Below are 20,830 nucleotides of genomic sequence, written 5' to 3'. Positions count from 1 at the left end.
CCGTGGACCGCCTTGTCCCAACACGAGAACGGGATGCAATTTACACGCCACGCCCGCAGCGCTATTGCAACGCGCTGATTTATAGGCATATACGTAAAACTAATGGGTGCGCTTGGATTGCAGAATGGCGAAATGCGCCCCCGGCGGTGCGTTCTGCAATCCCGTCAAGGCGCCGTGCGCACGCGCATTCTTCCGGGAATCCGGGCCAGCACCCAGCGCCCCACCCCCCACACGCACAGCCCGCCCACCAGCACGGCGCTGGCGATGGTCAGGGATTGCGGCGCAATGAACGTCACCCGGTTGGCCAGGTCGCCCCAGTGCAGACTGTCCATGGGATCCAGCGCCGGGGTGAACCCGGGCAGGAGCCAGAGGTTGAGCAGCCAGCCGGCCATGATGGAGGCCACCACCAGGGAGGCCACGTAGATGGCGATGGTACGACGGCCCAGGATCTTCTGCAGGGCGATCAGTTCCGGGAGATTGGTCACGGCGCCGGTGACCAGAAAGACAATGGCCACCCCGGGGCTCGCCCCGGCCACCAGCAGCGCCGCCACCAGCGGTATGTGCGCAACGGCGCAGACGTAGATGATCATGCCCACCAGGGCGACCAGCAGCAGAGAAGTGAGCGGCGCCGAGGCGCCCAGATGCTCCGGTATCCAGTGGGCCGGGGAGAACGTCATGACTACCGAGGCCAGCGCGATACCCACCGCCAGATAGAGCCCCAGCGTGGGGCCCAGCTCCATGAAGCCCCAGCGCATGGACCGGAGCAACCGCGGCCAACCGGCCAGTGTCCCGGTCCCGGATGGACCTCCTCCGCAACAGCTCTTGAGCTGCGCCGCCACGGGCGTGTCCCGATGCGTGCCGTAGCGTTCCACCACCAGCCCCACCAGCACGGGCACCGTGAGCCCGAACAGGACGTAGGCGAGGGTGATCTTGGGACCCAGGAGCGCAAGTGACAGAAGTACCGCGGCGGGATTGATCACCGGCGTGGCCGCGGTGAATGTCATCACCGCGGCCAGCCGGACGCCCGACAGGCGCAGACTCACCGCCAGCGGGATGACGCCGCAACTGCACATGGGCAGGATCGCGCCGGTGCCCAGGGCACCTGCCAGGCTTCCCGGCCCCTGGTGACGCATGAAACCGCTCAGTCTCGAGGTGCCCAGATACTCGTAGACGAGACCCGCCGCAACCAGGCTGACGACGATCCAGAAGCCCGCATCCAGCAGGATGGACATGCCCGTGAGCACGAGCGCATGAAGCGCATCCGGCAGGGAGTCCGGCGTCACCTGTCAGTCCGCTGCCGGCCCATCAGCCCGTGCCCCCGAGCTGGGCCCGGAGCCTGGCCATCTGTGCGCGCATCTGGCGCATCAGGTCGGGCGGACAGACGATCACGCCGCCCCTGTGACAGGCAGCGGCCGCGTCGAGAAGGGCCACCATGAGAATCATGTTCCGGTACTGCGCGCGATCCTCCGGATCCGCATTGCGCACCAGCTCGCGCAGGGCTTCGCGGCTCGCCCTCACGTCACGCTGGAACAACACCGCCGGCGCCTTGCCGCTGTCGGCGGCCTCCACCAGTTCACCGGCCTCTTCGATCCAGGCGCGTTCCGATTCGCCGGTGAGCGTGGCCGCAACCGAACCCATGGGCAGAAGGCACAACAGCACCGCCATCAGCCAGATGGACTTGTATCGAAACATTCACCCCTCCGCAGGATGTCGGGGGCGGCATCCTGATGAAACCTGTCATTCAAGCATAGCAGCACTCGTGCCAATGGACCGAAGGCGGCCGGGCGCGCCGCTGCGAGATGTCGGCCCATCACACACCCCGGTTGCAGACTGCAATCAAGGGGCCGTTTGGTTGCAAATCGCCCCGCCGGAAGGTGCCGCCAGTCAGCTCGGGGACAGACGATAGGCGTCCCGAAAATTTCGATATCCTCTCACCCACATCCGCGACATTGGACTAGACTGAGCGGTGATCGGGCGTGCCGCGCCGTCACCTGATACGCGTACCCGCCATCCGCGCCCCGGGCCGCGCATTCGTTCCGTATGCTTCCGGTCGGGAGACGCTGAAGGACATGCAGGCCATGGATATCCGCAGACGCAGTGAACGCAGACGCTTTGACAAGCCCCCCGAGTACCCGTTGCGGGACAGCACCGGACAGTGGGTGGTGCGAAACCGCCGGCGGCTCGTGGACCGGCGATCCAACCCTACAGCGCTGGACGCCCTGAAGGCGGTCCGCAAGGCGAACCAGGGCTCACTGATGCTCCACTATCACGATCAGGTGATGAACCTGCACGCCCATGGGGGCCCGTTCATCATGGGCCGCCGCCAGACCTGCAATCTGGTGGTGAAGCAGGATTACGTGTCACGGGAACACGCGCGAATCGTCTTTCGTCAGGGCCGGTTCATCCTGATCGATCAAAGCCTCAACGGCACCTGCGTACGCCTCCAGAATGGGGACGCGTTCCATGTGCATCAGGGTGAACTGCTGCTGACCGGCTCCGGCTACATCAGCCTGGGGCAGGCGCTCACCGACAACGGCGACAATCTCGTTTATTTCTTCTGCCGCGAACCGCCCTGGACCCGCTCGGAGGAGGACAGCACGGAGATCTACAGACCGGCCCGGTCTCCGGCCTGACGCACGGCCGGGCCGGCATGCCTCGGGGCACACCGGATGGCATCGGACCCCGTTACGCGGCCGCCGGCAGCTCTTCCAGCAGCAGCGACCGGCCCCGCATGGCCTTTGGCTGGGGGATGCCCATCAACTGCAGCACCGTCGGCGCGACACCGCTCAACCCGCCGCAGGACGTCAGGCGCCAGCGGGCCTTGTCGATGATCATCAGGGGCACCGGGTACATGGTGTGCTGGGTGTGAGGCTCGCCGGTGACCGGGTCCACCATCTCGTCACAATTGCCGTGATCGGCGGTGAGCACCACCGAGAATCCCCGGCTCACGGCGGCGTCCAGGACCCGGCCCACCTCGGTATCCATGGCCTCCACTGCCGCGATGACCGCCTCGCGTACCGCGGTATGGCCCACCATGTCACCGTTGGCGAAATTCACCACGACGAAGCCGTAGTGACCGCTTTCGATGGCCTTGATGGTCTCGTCGGCCACCTCCCGGGCGCTCATGGCCGGCTGCAGATCGTAGGTGGCCACGGGCGGCGAGGGCACCATGACACGGTCCTCACCGGCGAGCGGCTCTTCCTTGCCGCCGTTGAAAAAGAAGGTGACGTGCGCGTACTTCTCCGTCTCCGCGCAATGGAACTGGCGGATCCCCGCCGTGCTGATCACCTCGGCAAGCGTGACCGAGGGACGCTCCGGCGGAAAACCGATCGGTGACAGGAAGCGCGGGTCGTACTCCGTCAGGCAGGTGACGGAGACGGTCTGGAAATCCCCCCGGTCAAAGGCGTCGAAGTCGCGCATGCCCAGTGCCGCGGCCATCTGGCGCGGCCGGTCGTTGCGGAAGTTGAAGAACACCAGGGAATCACCGGGCCTGAGCATGCCCTCCGGATCGATGATCCGGGGCTTGATGAACTCGTCGGCCTCGCCCGCCTCGTAGGCCGCGGCAATGGCCGCGGCGGCGGAGTCCGCCCGCTCACCCCTGCCATGCACCACGGCGTCGAAGGCCATCCGGGTGCGGTCCCAGCGCTTGTCGCGGTCCATGGCATAGTAGCGCCCGGTGACCGTGACCACGCGGCCGCCCGCCTCCTCGAGCAGCGGCTCCAGCTGCTCCAGGTAACCGGCGGCGCATTTGGGGGCGGTATCCCGCCCGTCGGTGATCATATGCACCAGCGGCCTGGCCTCCAGACGCTGACACAGTCTGATCAGGGCATGCAGGTGACGCACATGGCTGTGCACGCCACCGTCAGAGACAAGCCCCAACAGATGCACCGGCCGCCCGGCGTCCCGGGCCGCGAGCACCGCGGCGTTCAATGCGGAATTCTCGTAGAAGCTGCCGTCGGCGATGGCATCGTCGATCCGCACCAGATCCTGGCGCACCACAGACCCGCTGCCCAGCGTCAGGTGGCCCACCTCGGAATTGCCCATCTGCCCGTCGGGCAGGCCCACCGCCCGGCCGCAGGCCTCCAGCAGGGTGTGCGGGTGCGTGGACATGTACTCGTCCAGGCGCGGCGTGCGGGCTTCCTGAACCGCGTTGTTCAGCTTGCTCGGATTCATCCCCACGCCGTCCAGGATGACCAGCAGCGTGGGGCATCTGGGGGTCTTGTGCTCTTCGCTCATGACGGTGTTCCGGTTCGATACGAGTCACGCGTCCGGGGGGTGCGGTACCGCCCGGTTCGAGGCGACTGATTCTAACAGTTCGACCGGAACACGTCGCGACGCCACGGCATGGCACACTGCCGACAGGGGACAACCGAAGGCCGCCGGGCCGGGCCGCAGCCGTCGCGATCAGTCCTTGCGGGTGGGCCCGTCTTCGTCAGGCCCGCCCTCGGCATCCTTACTTCCGGATGCATCCCCGGTGCTGCCGTCATCGTCCGGTTCCCCGTCCCCGGCATCCTGTGCTTCCGGGGCGCGCCAGCCGCGGGCCTGTTCCCCTTCCAGGCGGTCCAGCTCGGCGTCCATCTCCTCTTCGCTCAGCGGGCGGTACGCATCCTCCCCGTCCGTCGCCGGGGAGGATCCGGCGCCCGCCGCCGCGGCACCGGCCGGAGCCGGTCCTGGTTTCGGTCCGGGTTTCGGTCCGGGTTTCGAACCGGACCGTGCCGCGCCCTCATCCAGATCGTCCTGGCTCCAGCCGCCGCCCTCGTCGGCGGCCGCCTGGGCCGCCTCCTTTTCCCGGCGGCGCAGCATCACGCGCGAGAGCATCAGCCCGATCTCGAACAGCAGCCACATGGGCAGCGCCAGCAGGGTCTGGGAGATGATGTCCGGCGGGGTGAGCACCATGCCGATGACGAACACGCCGATGATCACGTAGGGGCGCTTCTGCGACAGTTTCTCCGGCGTAGTGGCGCCCATGGAAACCAGCAGGATGGTGGCCACCGGCATCTCGAAGGCGATGCCGAAGGCAAGAAACAGCAGGATGACGAAATCCAGGTAACGGCCGATATCGGTCATCACCGCCACCCCTTCCGGGGCGGTGCCGATAAAGAAGGCGAAGATCAGCGGGAAGACCACGAAATAGGCGAAGGCCATGCCCGCGTAGAAGAGGAGTGTGCTGGAGACCACCAACGGCACCGCCATGCGCTTCTCATGGCGATACAGCCCCGGCGCCACGAAACCCCACAACTGGTAGAGCAGGTAGGGAATGGTCAGCACCACCGCGAGCAGCAGCACCAGCTTGAAGGGGATCAGGAATGGGGCCGCCACCTCGATGGCGATCATGCTGCTGCCTTCCGGCAGATGCGCCATGAGCGGCCCGGCGAGCAGCGTGTAGATCTGGTTGGCGAACGGGAACATCGCCAGGAACACCACCAGGATCGCCAGCACGATGCGCAACAGCCGGTTGCGCAACTCGAACAGGTGGCTCAGCAGCGTCCCTTCCCCCTGGGAGCCTTCGGCGTCCGGCTGCTCAGGTCTGGGGGTCATCACGGTCCTTGCGGGCGGGAGGTGTCTCGGCGGCGTCCGGTCCGCCACCGGGCCCTTCCGGGGCGCCGGCCTGGCGACGCTTCACGTGCTCGGCGGCCTCGGACTCGAAGTCGCCGCCGGCGGAGGATTCGGTTTCGCCCTTGACCTCGTTCTCGATGGACTTCACCAGGTAGGAGGTCTCCTTCATTTCACTTTGAAGGTTCTCCTCGGTGCTGCGCAGGGCATCTTCCGTGTCCTTCATCAGGTTCTTTAACTGGTCGATCTCCCTGTTCTGCTCATTGAGCAGCTTGCGCAGTTCCTCGGTCTGGAATTCCTGCTCGATATCCGAGCGCACACTGGTGGCAAAACTCCTCAGCTTGCGCACCCACAAGCCCACCTCCCGGGCGAGGCCGGGCAGCCGGTCGGGCCCCACGACCAGCAGGGCCACCAGCAGAATGATGAGGATTTCCCAGAAGCCGATGTCGAACATTAGCGTGCCCTGCCGCCATGAGATAGGAGCAGCGCCGCGCGCCGCTCACGCGCCAGGGGGGATCAGGCCTGGCGTTTCTCGTCCTTGGAGCCGGATTCCTTCTTGACCTCGGCGTCGATAACGCGTCCTTCCGTCTGGTCTTCCACTTCCCGGCGCTCGGCGTTGTCCCCGTTGCCGCCCTCTGCGTCGTCATCGCCATCGCCGTCCCGGACGGACTTGCGGAAGTTCTTGATGGCGCTGCCGATGTCGCCGCCCATGTTGCGCAGCTTCTTGGTGCCGAACAGAAGAATGACGATCACCAGAATGATCAGGAGCTGCCAGATGCTGATGCCACCGATACCCATGTGCTTTCTCCGAAATGTCTGCCTGTGTCCAGATTGCAGTGGTTATGTCTGCGCGGCCCGGCCGGCCTTCTCGTCGATACCCGAAACCCCGAAGCGCCGCCCCAGTTCGGCAAGCACGGCGTCCGGTCCCAGCCCCTGGTGCGCCAGCATGACCAGGCAATGGAACCACAGGTCCGCTGTCTCGTGGACCAGCTGTTCCCGGTTCCCGTTCTTGGCGGCCACCACGGTCTCGGTGGCCTCCTCTCCGACCTTCTTGAGGATGGCATCAAGGCCCTTGGCATACAGGCCGGCCACATAGGAACTGTCCGGGGGCGCCTGCTTGCGGCTCTCCAGCACCCTCGCCAATTCGTCAAGAATCCGGTCACTGTTCATTTGGTGCCACCGTACATCTCTTCGGGATCCTTCAACACCGGATCCACCACCCGCCAGCCCCCGTCCTCGTAGCGGTGGAAGAAGCAGTTGTGACGCCCCGTGTGACAGGCAATGCCGCCATGCTGCTCCACTTCCAGCAGCAGGGTATCCGCGTCGCAATCAAGCCGCATCTGCACCACCCGCTGAGTGTTGCCGGAACTCTCGCCCTTGTGCCAGAGGCGCCGGCGGGAGCGGGACCAGTACACGGCCTCCCCGGTGGCCAGAGTCCGCTCCAGGGACTCACGGTTCATCCAGGCAAGCATCAGGACCTTGCCCGTACCCGTCTCCTGGGCGATCACCGGTATCAGACCGTCCGCGTTCCAGTGAATCGTGTCTAGCCAGTCTTCGGACATGATACTCCCGCCCGGCCGGAAAAGCCGGAGTGTGCGACTTTATACGCTAATCATGAAAGTTTAAACCGCGCCGCCCCCGGGACGGCGGCAGGGACGCCGCCTTCAAAGGCGCACCTCGACCCCCCGATCCGCCATGAAGCGCTTGGCCTCGCCCACCGTGTGCTGGCCGAAGTGGAATATGCTGGCGGCCAATACTGCATCGGCGCGCCCGAGTGTCACCCCGTCGACCAGGTGCTGGAGGGTGCCCACGCCGCCGGAGGCGATCACGGGCACGCGTACCGCGTCGGACACGGCGCGGGTCAGCTCGATGTCAAAGCCCTGCTTGGTGCCGTCCCGGTCCATGCTGGTCAGCAGGATCTCGCCGGCACCGCAGGCCACCATGCGCCGGGCCCAGTCCACGGCGTCCAGCCCCGTGGGCTTGCGCCCGCCGTGGGTGAAGATCTCCCAGCGGGGCGCCTCGCCGGGTGCTGAGACCCGCTTGGCGTCGATGGCCACGACGATGCACTGCGAGCCCACCCGTTCGGCCGCCTCGCGCACGAAATCCGGGTTGAACACCGCGGCGGTATTGATGGACACCTTGTCGGCACCCGCGTTGAGCAGCCGGCGGATGTCCTCGACACGACGGATGCCGCCGCCGACGGTGAGCGGAATGAACACCTGGGACGCCACCTCCTCCACCACATGGACCATGGTCTCGCGATCGTCGCTGCTCGCGGTGATGTCCAGGAAGGTGATCTCGTCTGCGCCCTCGGCATCGTAGCGCCGGGCGATCTCCACCGGATCGCCCGCGTCGCGGATGTCCACGAAGTTGACCCCCTTGACCACACGGCCACGGTCCACGTCGAGACAGGGAATGATGCGTTTCGCGAGACTCATAAGGCGGATACGGGTTGAGGGATACAGGATGCGGTAGGGGGGCGGACCCGCCGCTCGCATCCCGCCCCCTATTGGTCGGCGACCTTCTGGGCCTCGGCAAGATCAATGGTGCCTTCATAGAGGGCGCGGCCGACGATCACCCCGTCGATGCCTTCCTCGCTGACCGCGCACAGGCGCCGGATATCCTCCAGATCGGTGACCCCGCCGGAGGCGATCACCGGCACATGCACCGCCTGGGCAAGTTTGACGGTGGCGTCCACGTTCACCCCCTGCATCATGCCGTCGCGGGAGATGTCGGTATAGACGATGGCGGCCACCCCGTCCTGCTCGAAGTGCATGGCCATGTCGACCACGTCGTGATTGGACAGCTTGGACCATCCGTCGATGGCCACCTTGCCGTCCTTCGCATCCAGGCCGACGATGATCCGCCCCGGGAATTCCAGGCACAGGTCATTGACGAAATGCGGCGCGCTCACCGCCTTGGTGCCGATGATCACCCACTGTACGCCGGCATCCAGGTAGACCTGCACTGTATCGTCGTCGCGGATGCCGCCGCCCACCTGCACGGGCAGATCCGGGTATTTCGCCACAATCTCGCTGATGATGCCGGCGTTACGCGGTTCACCGGAGACGGCACCGTCCAGATCCACCACGTGCAGACGCCGGGCCCCGGCATCCAGCCAGCGACCGGCCACTTCCACCGGGTCGTCGGAAAAAACGGTCGCATCATCCATCTTGCCCTGACGCAGACGCACGCACTTGCCGTCCTTGAGGTCAATGGCCGGTATCACCAACATGCCTGTTTCTCCCACGAAAGTCATGATGACCCCTTGCCATCCCAGCGCATGAAATTCCTGAGCAGGGTGAGCCCCGGGGCCGCACTCTTCTCGGGATGGCACTGAATGGCGAAGATGTTGTCCCTTGCGATGGCCGACGTAAAACGAATGCCATACTCGGTGGTGGCCGCCACCAGGGCTGGATCGCCGGCCTGCAGATGATAGCTGTGCACGAAATAGAAGCGGCTGTCCTGGGCGATATCGCGCCACAGGGGATGTTCCATGATCTGATGCACCTGGTTCCAGCCCATGTGGGGAATCTTCAGCCGGGGGCCACCCCCGGCCTCCTGCAGATCCTCTCCGAAAAATCGCACCTGGCCCGGGAGCACGCCCAGACACCGGGTGCCACCATTCTCCTCACTATAGTCCACCAGCACCTGCATGCCCATGCAGACGCCGAGAAAGGGGCGATCAGCGGCGGTGCGGCGCAGCGCCTCGTCGAGCCCCCGGGCGGTCAACGCGGCCATGCAGTCCCGTGCGGCCCCCTGGCCCGGAAAGACCACCCGTTCGGCATCCAGAATCACCTCGGGGCTGTCGGTCAGCGATACGCGGGTACCTGCCGGCGCCACGTGCTCCAGCGCCTTGACCACGGAGCGCACGTTGCCCATGCCGTAATCGACCACTGCCACGGTGTTCATTCTGCGAGGATCCGGGAATCTGCGATGACTGGATGGATGAGTCCGTGCGGGCCCTCTCAGAGGCTGCCCTTGGTGGAGGGCGTGGCCCCCGGGATACGCGGGTCCGCTTCCGCCGCCATGCGCAGCGCCCGGCCGAAGGCCTTGAAGACGGTCTCCGCCACATGATGGGCGTTCTGCCCGCGCAGATTGTCGATATGCAGCGTCACGGCAGCATGATTGACGAAGCCCTGGAAGAACTCGCCGAACAGGTCCACATCGAACTCGCCGATGCGCGCCCGGGGATAATCCACGTGGTATTCCAGGCCGGGACGGCCGGAGAAATCCACCACCACGCGGGACAGCGCCTCGTCCAGGGGCACGTAGGCGTGCCCGTAGCGGCGGATGCCCTTCCTGTCGCCCAGCGCCTTCGCCATGGCCTGACCCAGGGTGATTCCGATGTCCTCCACCGTGTGGTGGGCATCGATGTGCAGGTCCCCTTCGGCGTCGATCTCGAGGTCCATGACCCCGTGCCGGGCCACCTGGTCCAGCATGTGCTCCAGGAAGGGTACGCCCGTGCTGAACTGGCCCCGGCCCTGGCCATCCAGATTGACCCGGGCCCGGATCCGGGTTTCCAGGGTATCGCGGGAGACCTCGGCGATTCGCTTGGACATGGTGATGCAGGAAATCCGCAGGATTGTAACGGGTTGTCATCATAGCACAGGCGCCTGTGCTTACACGCCCTATCACTCCGGGACAGGTTGTGGGGATGTCAAGGCTCGGGTATCTTGAGTATGCGGCTGCCGTTGCGCCGCCCCAAGCCACGGGAACCGAGCGAATGCCATCCTCGAATATCGTCGACCTTCACGGACTCAAGCAGGCCTGCAGCGCTTGCAGCCTCCACGACCTGTGCATTCCCATGGGTATCACCAATGAGGAGCTCGAGTCCCTGGAGAAGATCATCAACCGGCGCCGGCCCCTGCACCGGGGCGACTACCTGTACCGTCCCGGCGACCGCATGGAGGCGCTCTATGCGGTGCGCTCAGGCTCGGTCAAGACCTCGGCCCTGAGCGACGACGGCCAGGAGCAGGTCACCGGCTTTCACCTGCCCGGAGAACTCCTGGGCCTGGACGCCATCAGCGAGGGGACACACCCGTGCGCCGCGCGCGCGCTGGAGACCACTTCCGTGTGCGAGATCCCCTTCGACCGCCTGGAGGAGCTCTCCGGCAGGGTGCCTGGTCTCCAGCGGCAGCTGTTTCGCATCATGAGTCGGGAGATCCAGACCGACGAGCACCTGATGACCCTTCTGGCCAAGAAATCCTCCGACGCGCGGCTGGCCGCCTTCCTGTTGAGCCTGTCCAGCCGCTTCGGGGAACGGGGTTTCTCCCGCCAGGAGTTCAACCTGACCATGTCACGCAACGACATCGCCAACTACCTGGGTCTGGCGGTGGAGACGGTCAGCCGGCTGTTCACCCGGTTCCAGGAGAGCGGCCTGCTGTCCGTGGACCGCAAGCTGGTGGAGATCCTGGACATGGACCGCATGCACCAGGTGGCCGGCGCCCAGAGCGTGGACGAACCCCACTCGGACAAGCATCGCGGATAAAGGCGATTCAAAGTTCAAAATTCAAGATTCAAGAGGGAGGCCCTTCCTTTTGAACTTTGAATTTTAAATCTTGAATCGCCTTCCTCACCCCTCGATCCAGAACGTGACCGGGCCGTCGTTCACGAGACTCACCTGCATGTGCGCGCCAAAGCGCCCGGCGGCCACCCCGGGATACACCTCGCGGGCCCGCGCCACCAGCGCCTCGAAGAGCATGCGCCCGGTGTCCGGGTCTGCGGCGGGCGTGAAACTGGCCCGCATGCCTTTGCGGGTGTCGGCGGCCAGGGTGAACTGGGGCACCAGCAGCAGGCCGCCTCCGACGTCGCGCAGGCTGAGGTTCATGCGCCCGGCCCCATCCTCGAACATCCGGTAACCCAGGATCCGTTCCAGCAGGCGCTCCGCCCGCGCCCCGGTATCGCCCCGCCGCACCCCCACCAGTGCCAGCACACCCGGACCGATCTCGCCCACCGTTTCGCCTTCCACCCGCACCGACGCCCCGGTCACCCGCTGCAACAGGCCGATCAAGCCAGGCGCTCCGCCAATGCATCGGTGGCCCGGATCAGGGCGTCCACGATCCCCGGCTCGCCGGCGGAATGTCCGGCATCGGCGATGATCTCGAACCCGGCCCGGGGCCAGACCCGATGCAGGGCGTGGGCCTGATCCAGGGGACACACCACGTCGTAGCGGCCATGCACGATGGTGCCGGGGATATCCGCCAGGCGATGGGCGTCGCGCAACAGTTGATCCGGTTCCAGGAAGGCATCGTTCATGAAGTAGTGACACTCGATCCGGGCCAGGCTGAGCGCCACGTGGGGATCCTGGAAATGGGCAACCACCGACGGGTTGGGCAGCAGGGTGGCCGTGCGACCCTCCCACTCCGACCACGCCTTGGCCGCCGCCATCCGGGCCACCTCGTCCTGCCCCGTCAGGCGCCGGTAGTAGGCGGCGACCATGTCATCGCGCTCCGCCTCGGGAATGGGCGCCAGGTAGTCGTCCCAGTAGTCCGGAAACAGCCGGCCGGCACCGTCCTGGTAGAACCAGCGGATGTCCCGGGGGCGGCACAGGAAGATGCCCCGCAGCACCAGCCCCAGCACCCGCTCGGGATGGGCCTCTGCATAGGCCAGCGCCAGGGTGGAACCCCAGGAACCCCCGAAGACCACCCAGCGATCGATGCCCAGGTGCTCCCGGATGCACTCCATGTCCGCCACCAGGTGCGCCGTGGTGTTGCCCTCGAGCGCCGCATGCGGCCGGGAGTGCCCGCATCCCCGCTGGTCGAACAGCACGATCCGGTAGCGGGCGGGATCGAAGAAACGCCGGTGCCAGGGCTCGCACCCGGACCCGGGACCGCCATGGAGGAACACCACGGGGAGGCCGCCGGCGTTGCCGCAGGTCTCCAGATGCAAGCGGTGGATGTCATCCACCGCCAGGGTTTCGACGCGGTGCGGTTCGATGGGCGGATAGAGGCTCTTCATGGCTGATTCCGGCAACAGGGATGATCGTCCCGCCCGAAGGCAGAGTTTCGCCTTCGAACCGGCAAGGGATCTCCATCATAGCCTCTCGAACCCCTACATCTCACCACCCCGTGACGCCGACCACCCGACGGGCTGCGCCGCCACGCCCCGTGGCAAGCGGTGGCCGGACAGGAGCCGATCCGGGCTCACCCCGGCGCGAGCGTAGGCGGAATCCTACAACCAAATGTGGACCAACCTCACAATTACCCGGTTTCTCCGGCTTTCGCGGGTATGGCGGATGGCGGATCATCTTCATGGAAGCCACGGAGGGAGGGTCCAGGAGACCCGGACAGTCATCGGCAGGACGCCGGCGTCCGGTCGTGGCAGGACGTCACCAGGGAGCTTCATATCACCAATGGGCCAGGATGGCCTGGCCCCGGCGCCAGGAAGGTGCCGGGGTTTTTTTTGCCCGTCAGATTCCCAGCCATGCATCGAGGATGCCGTGGGCATCGTCCACCCCCTCGCGCCTGAGGGCGGAGAATGGCTGGACGGTCGCCTCGATACCGGCCTCGCCCAGGGCGTCGGCCACTGCCCGGGCGGTATCCATGGCCGGACCCCGGCGCAGTTTGTCGGCCTTGGTCAGCAGAACATGCACGGGCAGATGCCGCTCGGCAGCCCAGCCGAGCATCTCCCAGTCCTGTGCCGTCAGCGGACGACGGATATCCATCACCACCACCAGCCCCGCCAGGCTTTGCCGCTCACCCAGATAGCGCGACATGAGCCGCTGCCAGGCCGCGCGCATGGCGGCCGGCACCTTCGCGTAACCGTAGCCCGGCAGATCCACCAGACGGCGCCGGTCGTCCAGGGCAAAAAAGTTGATCATCTGCGTTCGGCCGGGCGTCTTGCTGGTGCGGGCGAGCGCCTTCTGGTCGCATAACACGTTGATGGCGCTGGACTTGCCGGCATTGGACCGGCCGGCGAAGGCCACCTCCCGACCCTCGTCGGGCGGAAGCCCCTGGATGCGCGAGGCGCTGATGAGATACCGGGCCTGTCGGTAGAAGGGATTCAAGGGCTGCTCCAGACCCGGGGCAGCGCCCCTCGTGCTTTTGCGGGTACGGGTGATTTGTGATATACAGTGCGCCATTTTTCGACAACCACAAGGCCCCGGTCAATGGTCATGGATGCCGCCGGGGTTTTCAGCCAGCCGAACCGAGACTGATCCGGCGCGCGTGAGCGGCCTGCCGGGTTCGCCCGGATCCGGCAGGCCGGCCGGGTCGATCCTTCCCTGTTTTGATGGTGTTCAGGAGTAAATCCACGATGAAGACGTATGCCCTGATTGCGCTTGCCGCCCTCGGACTGTCCATGTCCGCCCCCCTGCTGGCGGATGCCGGTGATCCGAACCGCGGCCAGGAACTGTCCGGCGCCTGCGCCGCCTGCCATGGCGCGGACGGCAACAGCGTCAACCCCGAGTGGCCGAAGCTGGCCGGCCAGGGGGAGGCCTACCTGTACAAGCAGCTGTCGGATTACAAGCAAGGTCGCCGGCAGGATCCGCTGATGGCGGGCCAGGTGGCAAACCTGAGCGAGCAGGACATGCGCGATCTGGCGGCCTACTTTGCCTCCCAGACCGCCAGTGCCGGCACCGCGGACGAAGCCATGGTGGACCTCGGCGGCGCCCTCTATCGCGGCGGCAATGCGGCCACCGGCGTGGCGGCCTGCATCGCCTGCCACGGGCCGGCGGGCGACGGCAACCCGGCCGCCATGTTCCCCAGGGTGGCTGGCCAGCATGCCCAGTACAACGCCAACCAGCTGCGTCAGTTCCGGGACAGCTCGCGTGCCAACGATGCCGGTCGCATGATGCGCAACATCGCCCGGCGCATGACCGACGAGGAGATCCAGGCCGTCTCCGAGTTCATGGCGGGTCTCCGGCGCGACTGAGCCTTCCGGATCCGGCGGGTATGCGACGAGGGTGGCCTTGCGGCCACCCTTTGTTGTCTCTGCGGATCCGGCCCCCGGCCATGGGGGTGAACTTGTGACCGGAATGCAGTCCAATCCATTGGCGCCGGGGTTCCCGCGGGCGCAGGCCGCCCGCCAACGGTGGTCGCCCCTATCGGTTGAAGAGACACGCGAAAACAGACAATGAGCAGTACCACCGTTGACACCCGACCCCGGCGAAGGGGGCGGACCACCGCGGCCATCGTGCTGGAGTTTCTGGGTTCCATGAACCTGGCCATCACGCTGCTGGTGGCGGTCGGCATTGCCTCGATCATCGGCACGGTGCTGGAGCAGCATCGCCCCTACCAGGAGTACCTGCTCAATTTCGGGCCGTTCTGGCACGAGATCTTCGCCGGCATGGGTCTTTACGACGTGTACTCCGCCGGCTGGTTTCTGGCCATCGTGGCCTTCCTGGTGGTCTCCACCAGCGTGTGCGTGTATCGGCATACCCCGACCATGATCCGCGACATGCGGCAGTTCCGGGTGGCGGTCAAGGAAAAGTCGCTGCGCAGCATCCGCCACAGCGTCAGCGCCGACCTGGAAACGCCTCCCGATGCCGTGCTGGACCGGGCCCGGCGCGCGCTCACCAGCCGGGGTTACCGGGTCCGGGTCAAGGATCACGGCGACCATCAGATCCTGTCCGCCATGAAGGGGGCCGCCAACCGCATGGGGTATCTGTTCACCCACGTGGCCATCGTGGTGATCTGCGTGGGCGCCGTGCTCGACGGACGGATGCCCCTGAAACTGGCCGAACTCACCGGCCGCCTGGTGGTGGAAACCCGCGACCTCCCGGCCTCCCGGGTGCCGGCGATCAGCCGCCTCGGGCCGAACAACCCTTCCTTCCGGGGCGGCGTGGAACTGGCCGAAGGACAGAGCGCGGGCATCATCTTCATCACCGTGCGCGACGGCTACGTGGTTCAGGAACTGCCGTTCCGCATCGAGGTCAGGGAGTTCCGCGTGGAGCATTTCTCCACCGGCACACCGCGCACCTTCGAGAGCGACCTGGTCATCTACGACGACGACCTGCCCGAGCCGCTGGAACACACCATCCGGGTCAATCACCCGTTGATCTACAAGGGTCATGCCATCTACCAGGCCAGCTTCGGCGACGGAGGCTCCGAGCTGAGCTTCAACATCTGGCCCTTCGGACCCCGGGGGATCGAACCGGTGCCGTTCGAGGGCAAGGTGTTCGAGAGTTATCCCATGGAAGTGGCGGACAGCGGCCAGTGGCGGCTGGAGATCATGAATCTGGAGATGCACAACACGCGCCGCTTCATCGAAGATGACGGCGAGGTGGTCACGCGCCAGTTCGGCCCCAGCGTCCATCTGCGCCTGCGCAGCCAGACCGGCGAATCCCGGGAGTTCGAGAACTACCTGACACCCGTGGAGGAAGAGGGCCGCCTGTTCTACCTGAGTGGCATGCGCGAGGACGCGACCCGGGAGTTCCGGTTCCTGCACATTCCCGCAGCCCCCGACGGCGGCATCGAACGCTTCATGACCTTTCAGGCCATGCTGCGCAATCCGGGGGTGGTGGCGGACGTGGCGCGGCAGACGGCCACCTCCGGCGCCATGCCGGTGGGCGACGAAACCATGCAGGCCCAGCTGGTGCAGACCATGGAGCGCCTGATGAACGTCTTCGCCCAGGGCGGCTATGACGCCCTGGCCCACGAGATCGAGACCCGCACTCCGCCGGATCAGGCGGAGCAGGTCACCGACGTCTTCGTGCGCGTGCTGCATGCCGGTCTCCAGGCCCTGTACCTGGAGGTGCTGGCCGAAGAGGGCGTGGACGAGATCACCGAGGCCGACCGGATATTCCTGGAGGACGCCGTCGCCGCGATCAACGCCGCAACGTTCTACGGCTCCCCGGTGTTCATCCAGATGACCGGTTTCAACCCGATCGAGGCCTCCGGGCTGATGATCACCAAGGCCCCGGGGCAGAACGTGGTCTATTTCGGCAGCGTGATGCTGACCCTCGGCATCTTCCTGCTCTTCTACGTGGCGCACCGCCGCGTCTGGGTGTGGGTCAAGCCGCAGGAACAGGGTACGCGGGCGGTCTTCGCTGGCACCAGCAACCGGAATATGGTGGAATTCGACAAGGAATTTCAGGGGCTTTCCGCGGCCGTTCTGGGCCGGCGCCCCGATTCCGGGCCCGGCGGATCCGCCGAACAACACACCTGAGCAATCACGCGTACCGCCGAAGCCGCCGTAATCATTGAGGTAAGCAAGATGTCCGTCCCCCACGACGCAATCGAGATCGAACCGCCGGGTTTTCTGCGCAGCCTGAGCGCCCGGGACTGGGCATGGGGCATTCTGGTGGTGGCTGCCACCGCGTTCGTCCTGTCGGTCTACGGCGCCCGCATGGACCGCTACGAGATCAGCATTCTGGTGTTGAGCGCCGCAGGCACCCTGTGGATGGGATGGTACTGGCGGGCATTCCAGCCCTACGCCATTGCAGTCGCCGCGCTGGGCGTGATCGGGGTGTTGAGCTACGGTGGTGTCCTGGGAGGGCGGGGCGATCTGGCAAGGGCCGAGAGCGGTTTCCTCCTCAAGTACCTGTTGTCCGGGCAGTCGGCGACCATGTGGATGTGCGTACTCTACTTCGCCGCCACCACCGCCTACCTGGGCAGCCTGTTCCGCTACAGGGACGGCACCCCGGCCCTGCGCCCCGCCGCCCTGGTGATGGCGATCACGGGCCTCGCGGGCGCCGGGTTCTGGTATGTCGGTGCCGCAGATGTCGTCACCGGCGTGCAGTTCATCGCACCCATGTTCCTGATCGTGGCGGCGGCGGCCCTGATCGGCCTGTTCGCCCGCAGCGACTTCCCGGCCCGCGTGGGTTCGGCACTGGCCTGGACCGGCTCGGTGATGGGCCTGGCAGGGCTGTTCGTGCGCTGGCGCGAGACCTACCTGCACGACCCCACCTGGGGGTACATCCCGGTGAGCAACCTCTACGAGGTGTTCATCATCTTCGCGGTGATGACCACCCTGATGTACCTGTACTACGAACAGCGCACCCGCAGCCGGGCCATGGGCGGCTTCGTGATGCTGGTGGTCAGCGCCGCGGTGGCCTTCCTGCTGTGGTACGTGTTCGACCGCCAGGCCCACGTGGTGGAACCCCTGGTGCCCGCGCTGCAGAGCTGGTGGATGAAGATCCACGTTCCGGCCAACTTCGTGGGCTACGGCGGATTCGCCATCGCCGCCATGCTCGGGGTCGCCTACCTGCTGCGCGTGCGCGGCGAGCGGGTCAACCCCCAGGGCCTGCTGGCCACGCGCCTGCCCTCCCGGGAACTGCTGGACGAGGTGAGCTACAAGGTCATCGCACTGGGCTTCGCCTTCTTTACCATCGCCACCATCCTGGGCGCCATGTGGGCCGCCGAGGCCTGGGGCGGCTACTGGTCATGGGACCCGAAGGAGACCTGGGCCCTGATCGTCTGGTTGAACTATGCGGCCTGGCTGCACATGCGATTCACCAAGGGCTGGCGAGGTGTCGGCATGGCCTGGTGGTCCATCGGCGGACTGTTCATCACCACCTTTGCCTTTCTCGGGGTGAACATGTTCCTTTCCGGCCTGCATTCCTATGGTGAGCTATGAGGTATTTCATGATTCACAAACTGACCGTGCTGATCACCTTCCTGCTGCTGACCGGGCTGGCGGCCCTGCCCGTGGCGTCTGCCGACGAACCGGTCGCGGGCATCGACTACCAGGTCATCGACCCGCCCGTGTCCACGCAGGCCGACGAGGGCCGGGTAGAGGTGGTCGAACTGTTCTGGTACGGCTGCCCCCATTGCTACAACTTCGAACCGCATGTCCACGAATGGAAGGCCCGAAATCAGGAAAACGTGACCTTCCGCTATCTGCCGGCCGTGTTCAATGACCTCTGGGCCTTTCATGCCCGTGTGTTCTACGCCGCCGAATCACTGGATCTCCTGGACAAGCTGCATACACCGTTCTTCCACGCCATCCATGCCCAGGGCCGGCGCATGGCGGACGAGCGCTCCGTTCTGCGCTTCGTGGAACAGCAGGGCGTCGACCCCGGGGAATTCCGGCGTGCACTGGCCTCGGACGAGGTCACGGAAAAGGTGCGTGAGGCGATCCAGCTCACACGCGACTACCGGATCGAAGGTGTGCCGGCGGTGGCCGTTGATGGCCGTCACCTGGTGAGCCCCGGCATGAGCGGCAGCTTTGACAGGATGATGCGCGTGATGGACCACCTGGTGGAAAAGGCCTCCGGCGAGTCGGGCGCATCGCGCTGACCCCGGACCGCCCGGTGTCGCCCGGCATGGATCCCGTGCCGCGCGCACCGTGCATCGGGGAAGCGGCGGGGCACGGAACCCCTGACCGAATCGCCCGCCCCTTACAGTTAACCGGACAATAATGAGCAACCCATCCCCCGTGAAGCCTGAACCTTCTCCGACCCTCGGCCCCCTGATCACCGATGCAGAGGCCGGGGCGCTTGACACAGGCCCCAGCACGCCGCCGGTATCCGGCCGGCGAATCCGCATTCTCAGCTACAACGTCCAGGTCGGCATCAGCTCCAAGCGCTTCCACCATTACTTCACCAACAGCTGGAAGCACTTCCTCCCGTACCAGGGGCGTCTGGGCAACCTGGACAGCGTGGCGCGATTCATCTCCGGCTTTGACCTGGTCGGGCTCCAGGAACTGGACGCCGGAAGCCTGCGCAGCCAGTTCATCAATCTGGCGCAGTATCTGGCCGAACGCAGCGACCACCCCTACTGGTACAGCCAGACCAACCGCAACCTGGGCAAGATCGCCCAGCACAGCCTGGGTCTGCTGTCGCGCTTTCACCCCCACACGGTGGTGGAGCACAAGCTGCCCGGGGTGATCCCCGGGCGCGGTGCGCTGGAGGCGCACTTCGGCGCGGAACACGGGACCGGCTCTCTGGTGATCATGCTGGTGCACCTGTCGCTGGGACAACGCGCCCGTCAGATGCAGATGGAGTACATCGCGGAGGTGCTGCGCGACCACGAGCACGTGGTGGTGATGGGGGACATGAACTGCTCGTGTCACACCGATGAAGTCCGCCGGCTGGTCCGCAAGACGCGCCTCCAGGAACCCCTGGCGACCCAGAAGACCTACCCCAGCTGGCGTCCGATCCATGCCTTCGACCACATCCTGGTGACACCCGGCCTGGGCGTAAGCCAGGTGGACGTGTACAACGTCAACTATTCGGATCATCTGCCCGTCGGCGTCGAGGTGGTCGTGCCGGAGGACGTCAAGCTGCCGCAGTGGGTGAGTAGTCAATAGTCAGTTGTCAGTTGTCAGTTGTCAGTTGTCAGTTGTCAGTTGTCAGTTGTCAGTTGTCAGTTGTCAGTTGTCAGTTGTCAGGAGCGTGATCGGCCCCCGAGGCATGTCAAGGGGTTCTTGCAACGGACAATTGGCGACTGACAACTGACAATCGGGGACCACAACGACCATGACCGACGCTAAATCACACCCTTCCGCCACTCCCGGACCCGTCGTGTTCGGCGAAGTGCTGTTCGACTGTTTTCCGGACCGCCGGGTGCTGGGAGGTGCGCCGTTCAACGTGGCCTGGAACCTGGCGGGCTTCGGAGCCGGGCCGCTGTTCGTCGGGGCGGTGGGCGAGGATGAACCGGGGGGGGACGTGCAGCGCCTCATGGCCCGCTGGGGCATGGATGCGGGCGGTCTGCAAACGGATCCCGATCACCCCACAGGAACGGTGCGGGTCAGTCTGGACAGCGGCGAACCCGCTTACGAGATCGTCGCGGATCAGGCCTATGACCATGTGAACACGGACCAGGCGCTCCGGGCGGTGGCCGGGCGCGAGAACTCCATCCTCTATCACGGAAGCCTGGCGGTTCGCGAGGCCCGTGCCCGGCATGCCTTGTCCACCCTCAAGGGGAGCATGACCGGCGGGGTTTTCATGGACGTGAATCTGCGTGACCCGTGGTGGGACACGGATACCGTGCACGCGCTCATGGCCGGGGCAACATGGGTCAAGCTCAATGACGATGAACTGGCCGCATTGTCCGCGGACCCGGATGCCGGTCAGGAAGCGCGGGTTCGCGGGCTGCTGGCGCGTTTCGGACTCGACGCCGTGATCCTGACCCGGGGCTCCGAGGGCGCACTGGTGGCGGGTGCCGATGGCACCTGGATCTCCCGGCCCGCCCCGCCGGTGGAAGGGCTCGTGGACACGGTCGGTGCCGGCGACGCATTCAGCGCCGTCACCCTCATGGGCCTCATCCGCGGCTGGCATTGGGAGACGATCCTGGAACGCGCGGCCCGCTTCGCGGCACGGGTGTGCACGCTGCGCGGGGCGACGACGGAAGACAGGGCGTTTTATATGCTGGAAGGGTAAGGGTAAGGCGCC

At 65.9% G+C, this 20,830-nt stretch carries 23 protein-coding genes; 8 read left to right on the top strand and 15 right to left on the bottom strand.

Annotated elements, in window-relative coordinates; genetic code table 11:
- Window positions 1–164: 164 nt before the first annotated feature.
- Window positions 165–1,283, bottom strand: coding sequence for a permease (locus THITHI_RS18980; RefSeq protein ID WP_018233378.1), 1,119 nt, complete (start codon window positions 1,281–1,283; stop codon window positions 165–167).
- 22 nt (window positions 1,284–1,305) lie between these two features.
- On the bottom strand, window positions 1,306–1,692 hold the full coding sequence (locus tag THITHI_RS0112165; RefSeq protein ID WP_018233377.1) for a hypothetical protein: 387 nt from the start codon (window positions 1,690–1,692) through the stop codon (window positions 1,306–1,308).
- A 284-nt stretch (window positions 1,693–1,976) separates the two neighbouring features.
- Here THITHI_RS0112165 and THITHI_RS0112160 point away from each other — a divergent pair, with 284 nt between their 5' ends.
- Complete coding sequence (locus THITHI_RS0112160; RefSeq protein WP_018233376.1) at window positions 1,977–2,633, top strand: FHA domain-containing protein; 657 nt, start codon at window positions 1,977–1,979, stop codon at window positions 2,631–2,633.
- A gap of 52 nt (window positions 2,634–2,685) precedes the next feature.
- On the opposite strand, the gene gpmI is transcribed toward THITHI_RS0112160, so the two are convergent.
- The 10 genes from gpmI to hisB form a co-directional block, all read right to left on the bottom strand.
- The gene (gene gpmI, locus THITHI_RS0112155; protein ID WP_018233375.1) at window positions 2,686–4,236 is read right to left on the bottom strand and encodes a 2,3-bisphosphoglycerate-independent phosphoglycerate mutase; all 1,551 of its coding nucleotides are present in this window, start codon (window positions 4,234–4,236) and stop codon (window positions 2,686–2,688) included.
- Window positions 4,237–4,404: 168 nt separating this feature from the next.
- On the bottom strand, window positions 4,405–5,538 hold the full coding sequence (gene tatC, locus THITHI_RS0112150; RefSeq protein ID WP_018233374.1) for a twin-arginine translocase subunit TatC: 1,134 nt from the start codon (window positions 5,536–5,538) through the stop codon (window positions 4,405–4,407).
- Window positions 5,522–6,007, bottom strand: coding sequence for a Sec-independent protein translocase protein TatB (tatB, locus tag THITHI_RS21205; protein WP_018233373.1), 486 nt, complete (start codon window positions 6,005–6,007; stop codon window positions 5,522–5,524). Before tatB ends, tatC begins: the two co-directional genes overlap by 17 nt.
- 62 nt (window positions 6,008–6,069) lie before the next feature.
- Window positions 6,070–6,351: a twin-arginine translocase TatA/TatE family subunit gene (gene tatA / locus THITHI_RS0112140; RefSeq protein ID WP_018233372.1), complete on the bottom strand. Its 282-nt coding sequence runs from the start codon at window positions 6,349–6,351 to the stop codon at window positions 6,070–6,072.
- A gap of 42 nt (window positions 6,352–6,393) precedes the next feature.
- The gene (locus THITHI_RS0112135) at window positions 6,394–6,723 is read right to left on the bottom strand and encodes a phosphoribosyl-ATP diphosphatase (protein ID WP_018233371.1); all 330 of its coding nucleotides are present in this window, start codon (window positions 6,721–6,723) and stop codon (window positions 6,394–6,396) included.
- The gene (gene hisI, locus THITHI_RS0112130; RefSeq protein ID WP_018233370.1) at window positions 6,720–7,115 is read right to left on the bottom strand and encodes a phosphoribosyl-AMP cyclohydrolase; all 396 of its coding nucleotides are present in this window, start codon (window positions 7,113–7,115) and stop codon (window positions 6,720–6,722) included. The genes THITHI_RS0112135 and hisI overlap by 4 nt, the downstream gene beginning before the upstream one ends.
- Window positions 7,116–7,217: 102 nt before the next feature.
- Window positions 7,218–7,991 (bottom strand): imidazole glycerol phosphate synthase subunit HisF, encoded by a 774-nt coding sequence (gene hisF, locus THITHI_RS0112125; RefSeq protein ID WP_018233369.1) that lies wholly within the window; start codon window positions 7,989–7,991, stop codon window positions 7,218–7,220.
- 68 nt (window positions 7,992–8,059) lie between these two features.
- On the bottom strand, window positions 8,060–8,788 hold the full coding sequence (gene hisA / locus THITHI_RS0112120; protein WP_026186308.1) for a 1-(5-phosphoribosyl)-5-[(5-phosphoribosylamino)methylideneamino]imidazole-4-carboxamide isomerase: 729 nt from the start codon (window positions 8,786–8,788) through the stop codon (window positions 8,060–8,062).
- Window positions 8,789–8,808: 20 nt separating this feature from the next.
- A complete protein-coding gene (gene hisH, locus THITHI_RS0112115) occupies window positions 8,809–9,465 on the bottom strand; it encodes an imidazole glycerol phosphate synthase subunit HisH (RefSeq protein ID WP_018233367.1) in 657 nt (218 codons plus the stop codon).
- A 56-nt stretch (window positions 9,466–9,521) separates the two neighbouring features.
- Complete coding sequence (gene hisB / locus THITHI_RS0112110) at window positions 9,522–10,115, bottom strand: imidazoleglycerol-phosphate dehydratase HisB (protein WP_018233366.1); 594 nt, start codon at window positions 10,113–10,115, stop codon at window positions 9,522–9,524.
- 164 nt (window positions 10,116–10,279) lie between these two features.
- Between hisB and fnr the strand changes: the two genes are divergently transcribed.
- Window positions 10,280–11,044, top strand: coding sequence for a fumarate/nitrate reduction transcriptional regulator Fnr (gene fnr, locus THITHI_RS0112105; protein WP_018233365.1), 765 nt, complete (start codon window positions 10,280–10,282; stop codon window positions 11,042–11,044).
- Window positions 11,045–11,128: 84 nt separating this feature from the next.
- Here fnr and dtd read toward each other — a convergent pair whose 3' ends face one another.
- From dtd to yihA, 3 genes are all read right to left on the bottom strand, one after another.
- Window positions 11,129–11,566, bottom strand: a complete 438-nt coding sequence (dtd, locus tag THITHI_RS0112100; protein ID WP_018233364.1) for a D-aminoacyl-tRNA deacylase — start codon at window positions 11,564–11,566, stop codon at window positions 11,129–11,131.
- Complete coding sequence (gene pip, locus THITHI_RS0112095) at window positions 11,563–12,513, bottom strand: prolyl aminopeptidase (protein ID WP_018233363.1); 951 nt, start codon at window positions 12,511–12,513, stop codon at window positions 11,563–11,565. Before pip ends, dtd begins: the two co-directional genes overlap by 4 nt.
- Window positions 12,514–12,964: 451 nt before the next feature.
- Window positions 12,965–13,561 carry a ribosome biogenesis GTP-binding protein YihA/YsxC gene (gene yihA / locus THITHI_RS0112090; protein WP_018233362.1) on the bottom strand — a complete coding sequence of 199 codons (597 nt, stop codon included), beginning with the start codon at window positions 13,559–13,561 and terminating at the stop codon, window positions 12,965–12,967.
- 248 nt (window positions 13,562–13,809) lie between these two features.
- Between yihA and THITHI_RS0112085 the strand changes: the two genes are divergently transcribed.
- The 6 genes from THITHI_RS0112085 to THITHI_RS0112060 all read left to right on the top strand — a co-directional run bounded on the left by THITHI_RS0112085 (window position 13,810) and on the right by THITHI_RS0112060 (window position 20,818).
- Window positions 13,810–14,427, top strand: a complete 618-nt coding sequence (locus THITHI_RS0112085; protein WP_018233361.1) for a c-type cytochrome — start codon at window positions 13,810–13,812, stop codon at window positions 14,425–14,427.
- Between the two features lie 201 nt (window positions 14,428–14,628).
- Complete coding sequence (locus THITHI_RS0112080) at window positions 14,629–16,662, top strand: cytochrome c biogenesis protein ResB (protein ID WP_018233360.1); 2,034 nt, start codon at window positions 14,629–14,631, stop codon at window positions 16,660–16,662.
- A gap of 48 nt (window positions 16,663–16,710) precedes the next feature.
- Window positions 16,711–18,072: a c-type cytochrome biogenesis protein CcsB gene (gene ccsB / locus THITHI_RS0112075; protein WP_018233359.1), complete on the top strand. Its 1,362-nt coding sequence runs from the start codon at window positions 16,711–16,713 to the stop codon at window positions 18,070–18,072.
- An 8-nt stretch (window positions 18,073–18,080) separates the two neighbouring features.
- Complete coding sequence (locus tag THITHI_RS0112070; protein ID WP_018233358.1) at window positions 18,081–18,734, top strand: thiol:disulfide interchange protein DsbA/DsbL; 654 nt, start codon at window positions 18,081–18,083, stop codon at window positions 18,732–18,734.
- Window positions 18,735–18,855: 121 nt separating this feature from the next.
- On the top strand, window positions 18,856–19,746 hold the full coding sequence (locus THITHI_RS0112065) for an endonuclease/exonuclease/phosphatase family protein (RefSeq protein WP_026186306.1): 891 nt from the start codon (window positions 18,856–18,858) through the stop codon (window positions 19,744–19,746).
- A gap of 214 nt (window positions 19,747–19,960) precedes the next feature.
- A complete protein-coding gene (locus tag THITHI_RS0112060; RefSeq protein WP_018233356.1) occupies window positions 19,961–20,818 on the top strand; it encodes a carbohydrate kinase family protein in 858 nt (285 codons plus the stop codon).
- The last annotated feature ends 12 nt before the right edge of the window (window positions 20,819–20,830 follow it).

The organism is Thioalkalivibrio thiocyanodenitrificans ARhD 1 (assembly GCF_000378965.1).
Lineage (GTDB): Bacteria > Pseudomonadota > Gammaproteobacteria > Ectothiorhodospirales > Ectothiorhodospiraceae > Thioalkalivibrio_A > Thioalkalivibrio_A thiocyanodenitrificans.
Note: the sequence above shows the minus strand (reverse complement) of the source record. Positions and strands in the feature narration are given on the sequence as shown.

Bases quoted from the DNA above. Each gene is read 5' to 3' on its own strand.
- THITHI_RS0112165 (WP_018233377.1), bottom strand. From the start codon at position 1,692: ATGTTTCGATACAAGTCCATCTGGCTGATGGCGGTGCTGTTGTGCCTT.
- gpmI (WP_018233375.1), bottom strand. From the start codon at position 4,236: ATGAGCGAAGAGCACAAGACCCCCAGATGCCCCACGCTGCTGGTCATC.
- tatC (WP_018233374.1), bottom strand. From the start codon at position 5,538: ATGACCCCCAGACCTGAGCAGCCGGACGCCGAAGGCTCCCAGGGGGAA.
- tatB (WP_018233373.1), bottom strand. From the start codon at position 6,007: ATGTTCGACATCGGCTTCTGGGAAATCCTCATCATTCTGCTGGTGGCC.
- tatA (WP_018233372.1), bottom strand. From the start codon at position 6,351: ATGGGTATCGGTGGCATCAGCATCTGGCAGCTCCTGATCATTCTGGTG.
- THITHI_RS0112135 (WP_018233371.1), bottom strand. From the start codon at position 6,723: ATGAACAGTGACCGGATTCTTGACGAATTGGCGAGGGTGCTGGAGAGC.
- hisI (WP_018233370.1), bottom strand. From the start codon at position 7,115: ATGTCCGAAGACTGGCTAGACACGATTCACTGGAACGCGGACGGTCTG.
- hisF (WP_018233369.1), bottom strand. From the start codon at position 7,991: ATGAGTCTCGCGAAACGCATCATTCCCTGTCTCGACGTGGACCGTGGC.
- hisA (WP_026186308.1), bottom strand. From the start codon at position 8,788: ATGTTGGTGATACCGGCCATTGACCTCAAGGACGGCAAGTGCGTGCGT.
- hisH (WP_018233367.1), bottom strand. From the start codon at position 9,465: ATGAACACCGTGGCAGTGGTCGATTACGGCATGGGCAACGTGCGCTCC.
- hisB (WP_018233366.1), bottom strand. From the start codon at position 10,115: ATGTCCAAGCGAATCGCCGAGGTCTCCCGCGATACCCTGGAAACCCGG.
- fnr (WP_018233365.1), top strand. From the start codon at position 10,280: ATGCCATCCTCGAATATCGTCGACCTTCACGGACTCAAGCAGGCCTGC.
- pip (WP_018233363.1), bottom strand. From the start codon at position 12,513: ATGAAGAGCCTCTATCCGCCCATCGAACCGCACCGCGTCGAAACCCTG.
- THITHI_RS0112085 (WP_018233361.1), top strand. From the start codon at position 13,810: ATGAAGACGTATGCCCTGATTGCGCTTGCCGCCCTCGGACTGTCCATG.
- THITHI_RS0112080 (WP_018233360.1), top strand. From the start codon at position 14,629: ATGAGCAGTACCACCGTTGACACCCGACCCCGGCGAAGGGGGCGGACC.
- ccsB (WP_018233359.1), top strand. From the start codon at position 16,711: ATGTCCGTCCCCCACGACGCAATCGAGATCGAACCGCCGGGTTTTCTG.
- THITHI_RS0112070 (WP_018233358.1), top strand. From the start codon at position 18,081: ATGATTCACAAACTGACCGTGCTGATCACCTTCCTGCTGCTGACCGGG.
- THITHI_RS0112065 (WP_026186306.1), top strand. From the start codon at position 18,856: ATGAGCAACCCATCCCCCGTGAAGCCTGAACCTTCTCCGACCCTCGGC.